Origin of the sequence: Methylobacterium sp. J-067 (assembly GCF_022829465.1) — a bacterium.
Taxonomy (GTDB): Bacteria; Pseudomonadota; Alphaproteobacteria; order Rhizobiales; family Beijerinckiaceae; genus Methylobacterium; species Methylobacterium litchii.
This window is the reverse complement of sequence record NZ_JAKSXZ010000011.1, coordinates 1-12,538: the sequence shown is the minus strand read 5'-3', so window position 1 is coordinate 12,538 and position 12,538 is coordinate 1. Positions and strand designations below refer to the sequence as shown.

At 70.2% G+C, this 12,538-nt stretch carries 9 protein-coding genes and 1 pseudogene; all 10 read right to left on the bottom strand.

Translation table 11 applies throughout. The features are described 5' to 3' along the window. Positions 1-48: 48 nt before the first annotated feature. A pseudogene (locus tag MKK52_RS00185) lies at positions 49-1,451 on the bottom strand (ethanolamine ammonia-lyase subunit EutB). A gap of 28 nt (positions 1,452-1,479) precedes the next feature. Continuing rightward, a complete protein-coding gene (hisN, locus tag MKK52_RS00180; protein WP_243951733.1) occupies positions 1,480-2,265 on the bottom strand; it encodes a histidinol-phosphatase in 786 nt (261 codons plus the stop codon). A gap of 3 nt (positions 2,266-2,268) precedes the next feature. Next, entirely contained in the window at positions 2,269-3,204 is a 936-nt protein-coding gene (locus tag MKK52_RS00175; protein ID WP_243951732.1) for a phosphotransferase, read from the bottom strand. Between the two features lie 10 nt (positions 3,205-3,214). Beyond that, entirely contained in the window at positions 3,215-4,177 is a 963-nt protein-coding gene (locus MKK52_RS00170) for an aminoglycoside phosphotransferase family protein (RefSeq protein ID WP_243951731.1), read from the bottom strand. After that, the gene (locus MKK52_RS00165) at positions 4,174-5,457 is read right to left on the bottom strand and encodes a Zn-dependent hydrolase (protein WP_243951730.1); all 1,284 of its coding nucleotides are present in this window, start codon (positions 5,455-5,457) and stop codon (positions 4,174-4,176) included. Before MKK52_RS00165 ends, MKK52_RS00170 begins: the two co-directional genes overlap by 4 nt. After that, positions 5,450-6,208 (bottom strand): DeoR/GlpR family DNA-binding transcription regulator, encoded by a 759-nt coding sequence (locus tag MKK52_RS00160; RefSeq protein WP_243951729.1) that lies wholly within the window; start codon positions 6,206-6,208, stop codon positions 5,450-5,452. The genes MKK52_RS00165 and MKK52_RS00160 overlap by 8 nt, the downstream gene beginning before the upstream one ends. Next, entirely contained in the window at positions 6,205-8,157 is a 1,953-nt protein-coding gene (locus MKK52_RS00155; RefSeq protein WP_243951728.1) for an ABC transporter ATP-binding protein, read from the bottom strand. Before MKK52_RS00155 ends, MKK52_RS00160 begins: the two co-directional genes overlap by 4 nt. Beyond that, positions 8,157-9,077, bottom strand: a complete 921-nt coding sequence (locus MKK52_RS00150) for an ABC transporter permease (RefSeq protein WP_243951727.1) — start codon at positions 9,075-9,077, stop codon at positions 8,157-8,159. Before MKK52_RS00150 ends, MKK52_RS00155 begins: the two co-directional genes overlap by 1 nt. Continuing rightward, positions 9,077-10,057, bottom strand: a complete 981-nt coding sequence (locus MKK52_RS00145; protein WP_243951726.1) for an ABC transporter permease — start codon at positions 10,055-10,057, stop codon at positions 9,077-9,079. Before MKK52_RS00145 ends, MKK52_RS00150 begins: the two co-directional genes overlap by 1 nt. A gap of 63 nt (positions 10,058-10,120) precedes the next feature. After that, on the bottom strand, positions 10,121-11,680 hold the full coding sequence (locus MKK52_RS00140) for an ABC transporter substrate-binding protein (RefSeq protein WP_243951725.1): 1,560 nt from the start codon (positions 11,678-11,680) through the stop codon (positions 10,121-10,123). Between the last annotated feature and the right edge of the window lie 858 nt (positions 11,681-12,538).

The following is a 12,538-nucleotide window of genomic DNA, read 5'->3' as shown; positions in this document are numbered from 1 at the left end:
TCCGCGCCTGGGTGAGGGAGCGCAGGTCCCGCAGGGAGGGCGGCCGGCTCATGCGGCCTTCCCCGGCAGCAGTCGGGAGGCTTCCGCGAAGGCGCCGGGCAGGTCCCCCGCGCCGCCGCGCAGAAGCTCCCGCGCATCGGTGACACCGACCTCCCTGAGCCACGCCTCGAATTCCGGGGCCGGCGCCCGGCCGAGGGTCTGCCGCGCGAAGACGGCATCGTGGTGCGACAGGGACTGGTAGTTCAGCATCACGTCGTCCGCCCCCGGCACGGTGATGACGAAGTTCACCCCCGCCGCGCAGAGCAGGGTGAGGAGGGCGTCCATGTCCTCGCCGTCGGCGTCGGCATGGTTGGTGTAGCAGACGTCCACCCCCATCGGCAGGCCCAGCAGCTTGCCGCAGAAATGGTCCTCCAGCCCGGCGCGGATGATCTGCTTGCCGTCATAGAGGTATTCCGGCCCGATGAACCCGACCACGGTGTTGACGAGGAGCGGATCGAACTCCCGCGCCACGGCGTAGGCGCGGGCCTCCATCGTCTGCTGGTCGACGCCCCAATGGGCGTCCGCCGAGAGGGCCGAGCCCTGGCCGGTCTCGAAATACATGAACCGCCCGTCCGCCGGGCAGCGGCCCAGCGCCCGGCCTGCCTGCGCGGCCTCGCGCAGGACGGCGAGATCGACCCCGAACCCGGCATTGGCCTTCTGCGAGCCGGCCACCGACTGGAACACCAGATGACCGGCGCCCCCCGCCCCATCGCCTCGATCGCCACGGTGACGTTGCCGAGGCAGCAATGCTGCGTCGGCACGTTGAGGCGCAGGCGCAGGGTTTCCAGCAACTCCACGATGCGGATGTAGTCCGGCAGCGAGTCGGTGGCGGGGTTCACGCCGATCACCGCATCGCCCGAGCCCATCAGCAGCCCGTCGAGGGCCGAGACGAGGATGCCTTCCGAGGAATCGGTTGGGTGGTTCGGCTGGTTGCGGGTCGAGAGGCGCCCCGGCAGCCCGATGGTCGAGCGGAAGCGCGTCACCACCGGCCGCTTGGCGGCGATGGCCACGAGGTCCTGAAGGCGGCAGATCTTCGAGACGGCCGCCACCATCTCCGGTGTCAGGCCGGGCGAGAGCGCGGCGAGCACCGGCCCGTCCGCCTCGGTGCGGAGCAGCCATTCCCGGAACCCACCGACGGTGAGCGAGGCGACCGGCGCGAAGGCCGCGCGGTCGTGCCGCCGGGCGATGAGGTCCGAGACCTCGTCCTCCTCGGAGGGGATCAGTTCCTGGTCGAGGAAGGTCTTGAGGGGCAGGTCGGCCAGCGCGATCTGCGCGGCCAGTCGCTCCACCGGCCCCTCGGCGGCGATGCCGGCGAGCTGGTCGCCCGAGCGCTCGGGCGTCGCCTTGGCCATCAGGCTCTTCAGGTCGGGGAAGGTGAAGCGCGTCCCTTCGATCGTCGTCGCATACGCCATGACGAAGCCTCCGCGCGGACGGTTCGGATCAGATGTCGCGATCCCGCAGGATCGCCAGGGCCGCACCGTGCAGCGCGGGCGTCGCGGCGGCCAGGACGCGACCATCCGAACCGAGCGTCAGGGCGGCGCCGTCCCAATCGGTGACGATGCCGCCGGCGGCTTCGATCACCGGGACAAGGGCGAGGTAATCGTAAGGCTGGAGCCCGGTCTCGGCGACGAGATCGCAATGGCCCGAGGCCAGCAGCCCGTAGGCATAACAATCGCCGCAGAAGCGGCGGATGCCGACCCGGCTCACGAGGCAGCGGTAGCGTGCCTCGTCCGCGCCCATGAAGCCATCGGGCGTGGTGGTGAAGAACCGCGCCTCGGCGAGCGTGCGGCAGCCGCTGGCCCGGGCGGGGGCGCCGCCGAACAGAGCCTGACCGGGTCGGCCGGTCCAGCGCTCGCCCAGCGCCGGCATATCGATGACGCCGACAACCGGGCGCCCATCGTCGATGAGGGCGATCAGGGTGCCGAACAGCGGCAGGCCCGTCACGAAGCTCTTGGTGCCGTCGATGGGGTCGATGACCCAGACCGGCCCGTCGCCGGGCTTCAGGCCCATCTCCTCGCCGAGGATGCCGTGGGCGGGGAAGCGGGCCTCGATGCGCGCCCGGAGGAGGGCTTCGATGGCCCGGTCGGCCTGCGTGACCGGGCTCGCATCAGCCTTCGCGACGACATCGAGGGCGGTGCGGAAGTAGCGCATGGCCACGGGCCGCGCCGAGTCGGCGAGGTCTTCCGCGAAGGCCAGCAGTTCGGCGGGCGAGGGGAGGGCGGCCATGCTCTAGAGCGCCCTCAGGAAGGCGGGCCAGCGGGTGTCGTTCATGATCGAGCGGGCGCGCATGTGCTTCCAGATGCCGTATTTGTAGAAGTCGAAGTCGAGATCGGAGATCCGGTTCTGGACCATGGCCCAGGTCGACCATTTCACGTCGGCCAGAGCCTTGTGCACCATGAGCCGGGCGAAGAGCGCTTCGCTGTACCGGCCGAAATACGTCTCGATCAGGGTGCGGTCGATCTCTTCGGAAAAGAACATCTCGCCGCTCCACACCGCGAGGTCATACAGACGGTCGTTGTTCGAGGCGTATTCGAAGTCGATCAGCAGGATCGAGCCGTCCTCGCCGAGCAGGAAGTTGCCCGGCATCGGATCGTTGAAGCAGGGCACGAGGTCGAGGCCGGACGCCTCCAGCGCCGCGCGGGCGAGGCGGGTCTGGCGCCCCAGCCACGCGTGATCCGGCGGGACCGCCGCGCCGAGTTCGGCCACCTGCCGGTCGTGTTCGTCGATCATGTCGAACACGGTCTTGGTGAGCGGCAGGAGCGGCGCCGCATGGAAGCGGCGGTAGAGGCCGATGGCCTGCGTGCGGACGGCCGCCTCGGCGAAGTCGCGGTTCGTGGACGGGCGGCGGCCATCCACGAACTCCGCGATCTCCACGTCCTCGGCGTCGAGGTAGTCGAAGGTGCGGGGCCCGAGGCCGATCACCTCCGCCTGCCGGCTGGCGGCGCGGGCGGCGGCCCGGTCGATGAACATCTCGGTGCCCCGGCCCGGCATCTTCACGAAGTAGGCGCAGGCCTCGCCCTCGATCTCGACGCGCCAGTTCATGTTGCTGATGCCGCCCAGCACCGGGCGGTAGCGCATATCGCGACCTTGCCAGGGGGCGACCCGGCGAAGGGTGGCCTCGAAGGCCCGTTCGGCTTCGTTGCTCGCAGCGCCGAGGGAAATCATGCCGCGCTCCTCACAGGCTCCTCAGGATTTCCTCGAAATCCGGCCGCGTGACCCGCATCCGGCAGCGCAGGAGCCGCCAGCTCGCGTATTTGCGGAACTCCAGGCTCCGGCGCGGGGAGACCTTGTCCATCACCAGGGCCCGCAGGCCCCAGTACAGGTCGTCGGCCGCCCCATAGGCCCGGCAGCGGCTGAACACCGCCGGCCGGCAGGTCCCCTCGGCAATTTCGATGCCGAGGCGCATGTCGCTCTCGAACTGGCAGGCCTCGTTGAGGAAGGCGGCGAGCTGGTAATGGGGGTCGGCGTCGCAGCCCATGTCGAAATCGACGAAGCGGAGGGCCCCGTTCGGGTCGAACAGCAGGTTGGAGGCGTGCGGATCGCCGTGGACGGGCCGCCGATCCGTGCCCGCCGCGCCGAGGGCCGCCGCGATGGTCTCGCCCCAATCGAACAGGAACCACGCATCCGGCGGCAGCGTGTCGGCCCCCTCGCCCAGGAGGGTGCGCATCCGGCGGATGCCGTCGAACACGCTCCACGGGGTGCCGAACGGCTCCCCCTCGGCGATCCGGCCGAAGGCTCCGATCACCGCGCCCATGCGGTCGGGCCTGCGCAGGATGTCGAGGGTGGCCGGCCGCCACTCGGGCCCCAGGCGCCGGAACAGGATCGCCCCCTGGTCCGGCGACAGGTGCAGCGGTTCGGGAGCGAGGCCGAGGCCGGCGATCCGGGTCGCCACCCGGAAGGCGGCGGCGGGATCGAGCCACGCTCCGGCGGCGGGCTCCGAGACCTTGAGGAACGTGGCCGGCTCGGCGCCGGGCGAATCCGCCACGAGGTAGGTCGCGGATTCGACCCCGTGATAGGAGGGCGATGCCGCGCCGGGGCAGGCGACGCCGTAGCGGACCTGCCGCCCGGCGAAGAGCGCGGCCAGCGCCTCCTCCGCGAGATGTTCGTAGGGGGAGTCGGGGGCGCCGGTCGCCTTCATCGCCCGTCTCCCCCCTCATCGAGGGCCGCGAGCCCCTTCGTGGCGAGGGCCATCAGCATGTCGGCCAGGACCTGCGTGCCGAAGGCCTGATCCTCGGGCGAGGCGAATTCGGTCGGGTGATGCATCACCCCGTTCCGGCAGGGCACGGCCAGCACGATCGACGGGCAAACCGCCGCGAGGCTGATCGCATCGTGGCCGCCGATCGTATCGAGATGGCGGGTCCGGACCCCGCGACCGGCCCCGGCCCGCTCCGCGAGGCCGACGAGGCCGGGATGCATGGCGCCGGCCGGGCGCAGGTCGATGGCGCGCACCTCCGATCCGACGCCGGCCCGCTCGCAGGCGGCGGCGATGCGCGCCTTCAGCGTGGCCTCGGCCTCTTCGAGGATCCGAGGCGAGCCGGAGCGCAACTCGATGAACAGGACCACCTCGCTCGGGACGGTGTTCGGCGAGTTCGGGAAGACTTCGAGCCGCCCGACCGAGGTGTGCAGGTCGAGGCCGTGATCGCCCGCCATGTCCTTGAGGTCGGCGATCAGGTAGGCGGCGGCGAGCAGGGCGTCGCGGCGCTCGGCCATCGGGGTCGGCCCGGTATGGGCCTGCCGTCCGAGGAAGGCGAGGCGATACTTGGTGGCGCCCCAGTAGCGGGTGAAGGCGCCGACGCGCTGGCCCTCCCGCTCCAGGATCGGGCCGCCCTCGATGTGCAACTCGATGAAGGCGTCCGGGACGCGCACGGTGTCGGAGCCGGCATAGCCGATCGCGTCGAGGGCCTGCCCGACCGAGATGCCGTTCCCGTCCCGGCGTTCGAGGGCCCAGGGCAGTTCGGCCGCTCCGGTGAAGACGCTGCTGCCGAGCAGGCTCGGCTGGAACCGGGCGCCCTCCTCGTTGGTCCAGTTGGCCACGACGAAGTTGCAGGCGGCCTGCTGGCCGAGGGCGGCGAGGCCCTCGCGGACGGCGCGGATCGCCTCGCAGGCGGCGACGACGCCCAGCGCGCCGTCGAAGCGGCCGCCATTGGGCTGGCTGTCGAGATGGGAGCCGACCATCACCGTCGGCGCGTTGTTGCCCGCGAGGTCGAGGCGGCCGAACTGGTTGCCGATCCGGTCGACGAGCGGCACGAAGCCGTTCTCGCGGAACCATGCCGCCAGCCCGTCGCGGGCGGCGCCGTCCTCCGCCGAGAGGGCGAGGCGGGTCATCGATCCGTCCCGGCCGCCGCCGAAAGCCGACACGGCTTCCATCATCGCCTGGAGGCGAGCGGCGTCGATCCGCGCGGTCGGTGTTTCAGGCATGAAGGACATCCACATTGAGTCGTTTGAAGGCGTCGGCGAAGTCGCCCGGCAGGGGGGCGTTGGTGACGAGGACGTCGACGTCGCCGAGACCGAGGGTGCGGATCGTGCCGAGGCGCCCGAACTTCGCGCTGTCGGCCAGGATCACCGAGCGGCGGGTCTGCTCCACGGCGGCGCGGCGCAGGACCGCCTCCTCCTGGCCGAGATCCATGAAGCCGTGCTCGCGGTGCACGGTGACGATCCCCATCACGGCGAGGTCGTAGACGTGCTCGCGCAGGGCGGCGACGGTGCGGTGGCCGAACAGGCCCCGGTAATGGGGCTTCATCTCCCCGCCGAGCACCGTCACCTGCGATTGCGGATCGTCGGCGAACATCGCCGCGATGCCGATGGAGTTGGTATGGATCGAGATCCGCCGGCCGAGGAGCTGCCGCGCGAAGGCAAGGGTGGTGGTGCCGGTGTCGATGAAGACGGTCATCCCGTCCTCCACGAGGGGGAGGGCGGCCGAGGCGATCCGCGCCTTCTCGCGCATGCCGATCCGGGCCCGGTCCTCGAAGGGCTGGTCCCCCCTCTTCTGCTCGATCACCGCCCCGCCATAGACGCGCCGGGCGTGGCCGCGCATTTCGAGGTCCCGCAGGTCGCGCCGCACGGTCTCGGTGCTGATCCCGAGGCGGCCCGACAATTCGTTGACCGAGACGCGTCCGTCGCGCTGCAATTCCGCCAGGATCAATTGCAGGCGCTGCTCGGTGATGCTCATCGGCGTCCCTCTCCCCGGGTTGCACGTCCCTTGACCTGAGACGCGCCCCGAGACGGGGGTGGCATGCCCTTCGGCAGGCCGCAATTCGTCCTGCGGATTCTTCCTGTTGACCCCATGGCGGCCGCCTGGGCCAACCCGGCGCCGGGGGCCGGCACGTGGTGGCAGGAGGCGAAATCGCCCGCCCCCCGCGTGACGAGAGCGGGGCTCTGCCCGGCGCAGGGGGCGAAGGCCCGCGGACAGCGCGAGCGGAAGGCGCAGCCGGCCGGCAGGTCGATCGGGCTCGGCGGCTCGCCGTCGAGGAGGCAATCCTCCGGGCGGTAGCGGCGCTCCTCCAGGGTCGGCATCGCCGAGAGCAGGGCCCGCGTGTAGGGATGCCCCGGATCGAAGAACAGGCGCCCGTTGTCGGCGAGTTCCACCACCTCGCCGAGATACATCACGGCCACGCGGTTGCACGCCTTGCGGACCATCGCGAGGTCGTGGCTGATGAAGATGTAGGTGAGCCCGTGGGCGCTCTGGAGCTTATCGAACAGCGCGAGCAGCCGGAACTGTTCGGTCTGGTCGAGGGCCGAGAGCGTCTCGTCCATCAGCAGGATCTCGGGATCGAGCACCATCGCCCGGGCGACGTTGATGCGCTGCCGCTGGCCCGCCGACAGGCCCAGCGGCAGGGCGTCGTAGAGGGTGGGGCTCAGCCCGACATCGTTCATCACCGCGCGCACCTTGTCCCGGATCCGGGCGGCGTCGCGCCAGCCGTGGATGCGTAGGGGCGCTTCGAGCATCGCGCCGATGGCCGTGCGCGGCGGCAGGGAGTCGAACGGGTCCTGCAGCACCAATTGGAGCTTGCGCCGGAAGCGGAGAAGTTCGCCGCCGGAGAGCCGGGCGATGTCCTGCCCCTCGCACAGGATCCGCCCGGCGCTGGGGCGTTCGAGCCGGCTCAGCAGGCGCATGAGGGTCGATTTCCCGCAGCCGCTCTCGCCGACCACCGCGAAGCTGTCGCCCTTGGCGATGTCGAAGGTGACGTTGCGGACGGCCCGCAATGCGCCCGTGCCGGCGAAGGTGCCACGTTCGCGCACCCGGTAGGTCTGGGACACGTCCTCGAGGCTGATGATCGGGCGCCGCGCCGCGCCGGCCTCGCGGGACCGGGGCTGGGCCGGCACGCCCGTCCAGATCGTGGGGATCTGCGCGACCAGTTCGCGGGTGTAGGCGTGGACCGGCCGGGCGACGAGGGCGTCGGTCGGCTGCTCCTCCACGAGGCGGCCGGCATCGATGACGAGGGTCCGCGCCGCCGCCTCGCGGGCGACCGGCAGGGAGGACGACACGAAGAGGATCGCGGTTTGGAACTGCGCCGTCAGCTCCCGCATCAGCCGGATGACCTGCGCGGCCACTGTGACGTCGAGGGGTTGGGTGACGTTGTCGGCGACGAGCAGCGCCGGGTCCGAGATCATCGCATCGACCAGCAGGGCGCGCTGCATCATCCCGCCGGAGAATTGCGACGGATAGTCATGGAAGCGCCGCGCGGCGGAGGGGATGCGCACCGCCTCCAGCAGCGCGATCACCCGGCGCCGCGCCGCGTCCTCCGTCACGCCGGGGGTGACGGCCCGCATCTTCTCGGCGATCTGCCGACCGACCGGGAGCGTCGGATCGAGGGCGCCCATCGGGTTGGCGCCGACATAGGCGATGTCCCGGCGCAGGGGGCGCATGGCGCGAGGGTCGAGGCCGAGGATGTCCCGGCCCCGGAATCGGACGGTGCCGCTGGCGGAGAGCGTCCGGTCCAGGCCGTTCACCACGGCCTTGGCCAGCACCGTCTTGCCCGCGCCCGTCGCGCCGACCACCCCCACGATCTCGCGGGGGGCGATGTCGAAGGAGATGCCATCGAGGAGCCGCCGCCCGCCGAAGGCAGGGGCGAGGGCGACGCCGAGGTCGCGGACGGACAGGATCGGCGCCTCGTCCATCACGCGCCCCCGTGGATCGCGTTGCGGGCACGCTCGCAGGAGGCGCCGATCAGGTTGATCCCGGTGAGGGTGAGGCCGAGGAACAGGCCGGGCATGGTGGCGATCCACCACGCGTTGAGGAGGTATTTCCGCCCGTCGGCGATGATGTTGCCGAAGGTCGGCGTCGGCGGCTGGACGCCGAGGCCGAGGAAGCCCAGCGTGGATTCGAAGATCATCATCCGCGCGATGTCGAGGACCGAGGCGAAGAGCAGCGGCGGCACGAGGAGCGGCGCCAGCAGCCTCACGACGATGCGCGCGTGCGAGGCCCCCGAGACCTGCGCCGCGCGCACGTATTCCCGCCCGCGCTCGGCCATCACCACCGAGCGCATCACTCGCGCGTAGACCGGCCAGTTCGACAGCCCGAGCACCAGGATGATCGCGGGAATCGTCGGGCGCGAGACGCCCAGCACCGCGATGGCGAGGATGATCATCGGGATGGAGAGCTGCGCATCGGTGATGCGCATCACCACCGTGTCCGTCCGCCCCCCGAAATAGCCCGCGACCATGCCGAGGGTGCAGCCGATGGCGAGGGTGAGCGCCACGGAGGCGACCCCGATCAGGAAGGAGTAGCGCAGGCCGATCAGGCAGCGCACCAGCATGTCCCGCCCGATCTGGTCCGTCCCGAGGGGATGGGCGAGGCTCCAATGCGCCCCGCCGAAGAGTGGGGGCAGCAGGCGGGCGCGCACGTCCATCTTGTTCGGGTCGATGCCGCTCAGGTCCGGGTAGAGCGCGGCGGCGAGCGCCAGCACGGCGAGGATCGCGAGCCCGATGCGGAAGCCGCCGGAGCGGGCGGCGCGCCCGAGGATGCGCCGCCCGACGGAGCGCGACGCCTCCGGCTCGGCGGGCCGGGGCCCGAGGGCGACGAGGGAATCGAGACCCATCAGTATTCGAGCCTCGGATCGATGATCGTGGCCGCGAGGTCGACGACGATGTTGATGACGACGAAGATCGCGCTGGTGACGATGGCGATGCCCTGGATCAGCGGAAAGTCGCGCTGCAGCACGGCGTTAATGGTGAGCAGGCCGAGACCGGGATAATCGAGGATGTACTCGACGATGATCACCCCGCCGAGCAGCCCCGAGAACTGGACGCCGAGGAGGTTGAGCATCGGCACGGCGGCGTTGCGCAGCACATGCGCCACCACGATCCGCGTTTCGGACAGGCCCCGGATGCGGCCGACGGTGACGTAGCTCTCGCTCATCTGCGCGGCCACGGCGCCGGACAGGGTGCGGATCAGCACGGGGGAAAGTTCGACCGCCAGCACGAGGGCCGGGAGGATCGTGTAGGAGAAGCCGCCGTAACCGATGGCGGGCAGCCAGCCAAGCTTCACCGAGAAGAGCAGGGCGAGGACGATCGCCAGCCAGAAGTTCGGCAGCGAGATGAAGATCGAGGAGACCGCGAAGGCGATCTTGTCCGCCGCCCCGCCCGGCCTCAGCCCCGCTGCGATGCCGACGAGGGCGGAGAACGCCAGGGCGAAGACCAGCGCCAGCGCCGCGAGCTGCAGCGTCATCGGCAGCGCGTCGCGGATCAGGTCGGCGACGGCCGCCCGCTCGCCGCGCGTCGTATCGTCGAAGTTCGCGCCGCCAGTCGCCGCCCCGTTCGCCGGGCGCACGAAGCTGTGGCCGAGATCCCCGCGCACCACATGGCCGGCATAGCGGCCGAACTGCACCAGGATCGGATCGCGCAGGCCCATCTCGGCCGCGATCTTCTCGACCAGGGAATCCGGCGCCATCCCGCCGACCATCAGGCGCACCGGATCCCCCGGCACCACGCGCAGCAGCGTGAAGATCAGGAGCGAGACCAGGGAGATGATGACCGCCCCCTGCGCGAGGCGCCGGGCGAGGAAGCTGAGCACGAACATCGGTGAGACGCGGTGGCGCTGGCGGATGCGTTCTCGCGAACGCGCCGGGGGGCGCGGGGCCGGTTAGGCTCCGCGCGAGGCGTCGATGGATCCGTCGGGGTAGATGTACAGGCCCCTCAGCTCGGCCTGCATGGCGTGGATCATCGCCGAGGTGAACAGGGAGAGCGCGGGCGCCTTGGCCGCCAGGAGCGGCATGGTCTGCGTCTGCAGGATGGTCTTGCGCTGTTCCAGGGTCGGGGCGTTGCGCTCACCGTCGAGGCTCGCATCGACCTCCGCATCCTCCAGGCCCGTGATGCGGTGCGAGGACGAGTGGAAATGCGTGCGCAGAACGAGGTCGGGCTCGGGCGAGCCGGTCGACCAGCCGCAATCGATCATGTGGCCTGGGCCTCCGCCGGGGCGGTGGTAGAGGCGCTCGTTCCAGGCGGCCGGTTCGAGGACGGTGAGGCTGACCGGGAACCCCTGCTCATTCAGCATCGCGGTGATGATCTCACCGTATTCCTTGGTCTTCGGGTAGAACCCGACCGAGGTGATGTATTCGAGGGGCGGCAAGCCCTTGCCCTTGGGGAAACCCGCCTGCGCCAGCAGATCCTGCGTCTTGGCCGGGTCGTAGGCGGGGTAGTTCGGCAGGTCGATGTAGCCGAATTTCACCGGCGAGACGAAGTTGGCCGAGGCATGTCCCGCCGAGCCAAGGACGTCCAGGATCACGCTCCGGTCGATGGCGTGGCAGGCCGCCAGACGCATCCGCACGTCGTTGAACGGCGGCTTCGAGCAGCGGAACCACAGGTACTTGTTTTCGACCGAGACGATCCGACTGATGGCGATCTTCGGGTTGCCCTGGACCGTCTCCACCTGCTCCGGCTCCAGGCGTTCCACGATGGAGGCCTGCCCGTTCATGAGCGAGAGCATCCGCGTGGTCGAATCCGCCGTAAAGGTGAAGTCGATGCCCGGGATGGCGGGCTTGCCCTTGAAGTAAGTGTCGTTGGCCTTGAGCACAGCGGTGTTGCCGCGCTGCTCCGCGAAGCGGAACGGGCCCGTGCCGTTGAGCCGCCGGGTGAGGACGCCGCCGGGCCCCTCCGCGATGTCCTTGGCCGACATGATCGGCAGGAACGAAGCGAGGAAAATGAAGAGGTGCGCCGGGTAGCCGCCCTTGCTGGTGTCGACGATGACCGTCCGGTCGTCCGGGGTGGTGACGGTCAGCGTTTCGGTGGGGCCGGGATACCATTGCGCCGGCCGGTCCGACCGGGCGCCGTATTCGAAGGTCGCCTTCACATCCTCCGCCTTGAACGGCTTCCCGTCGTGGAAGGTCACGCCGTCGCGGAGGGTGATCTTCAGGCGGTGCGGATCGAGGAGAGTGATCTCGGTCGCCAGCTCGTAGACCACCTGGCCCGGATCATCGAGGCGCATCGGCGTGCGGGTGAGGAACCCCATCACGAAGCCTTCGATGTTCTTCTGCGAGAGTGTCGTATGGGCGGTGGGATCCCAATTGCCCGTGATGTTCTCCGCCGACAGGAAGACCATCGGCTTGCCGGCCTGGGCGAAGGCCGGCGACACGAGCACGTCCGGATTGATCTGGGCCCAGGCGGCGAATGCACCGAGCCCCTGCAAGAAGTGCCTGCGATCCATCCCCCACCCTCCGGCTCAGCAAGTCCACATATCGGTCGAAAACCACATCGCAAGCCGTGTGCCAGCCGGCGGACGAGGGGCGGCCGGGGGTCGCCGCTGCCTGAACGTTGCGCCATACCGCGAGCGTTGTGCCCGCCCTTGCGGCAGATCAGGCGCGTTCGATGGCTGGAAGGCCAGGAACTGTGCAGAACGCCTCTGCGCTCAGCGAGTAGAATTATGTTGTCCGCGCAGTCGCCCCAAATCCTGAAGCGAGCGATAGGCTCACACGACCAGCACCCGATGCGGCGAGACCGTCGAACCACTGTTGCAGGAATGCCGATGCTCGGCGAAAGCCACAAATGACAAGAAACGGCCATTGACGACGGCGGAATGGCTGTGACACCTTGCCCTAGGTCGATGTCGGGCCCGTTTTGACCGCGATTGCCCTTGGGCCGCCCTGCTTCGCATCGCGGGCGAAGGGGGATCGGCCCGGCATCCAGACGGTGCGCAGAACGCCGGGCCAGCCAGTGACCACAGCCAGATCGAAGGGTTTCGACGGCCTCGTCGCCGATCGCCGTCGCGCGACCGTGCGGCGTCTCGATGCCGGCTGGGCTCAGACCTGAGATGGAGACAGCGATGATCGTTAACTTGTCACGTGTCGCATCGGGCCTGACGCGCGGAGCGCTTCCAGGCCTCCTCGCCCTCGGGTCCGGCCTGATGGCCACACCGGCCCTGTCGCAGACGGCGACGCCGGTCGAGACGCTGAACGATCAGACGCAGGCGCGCACCAACCCCGATCTCGCCGCCAAGGCGACGTCGCCGGTGCGGGTCGGGCCGCTGGCCCCCTGGGCCACGGAGATGGCGGCGGCCGGCTTCACC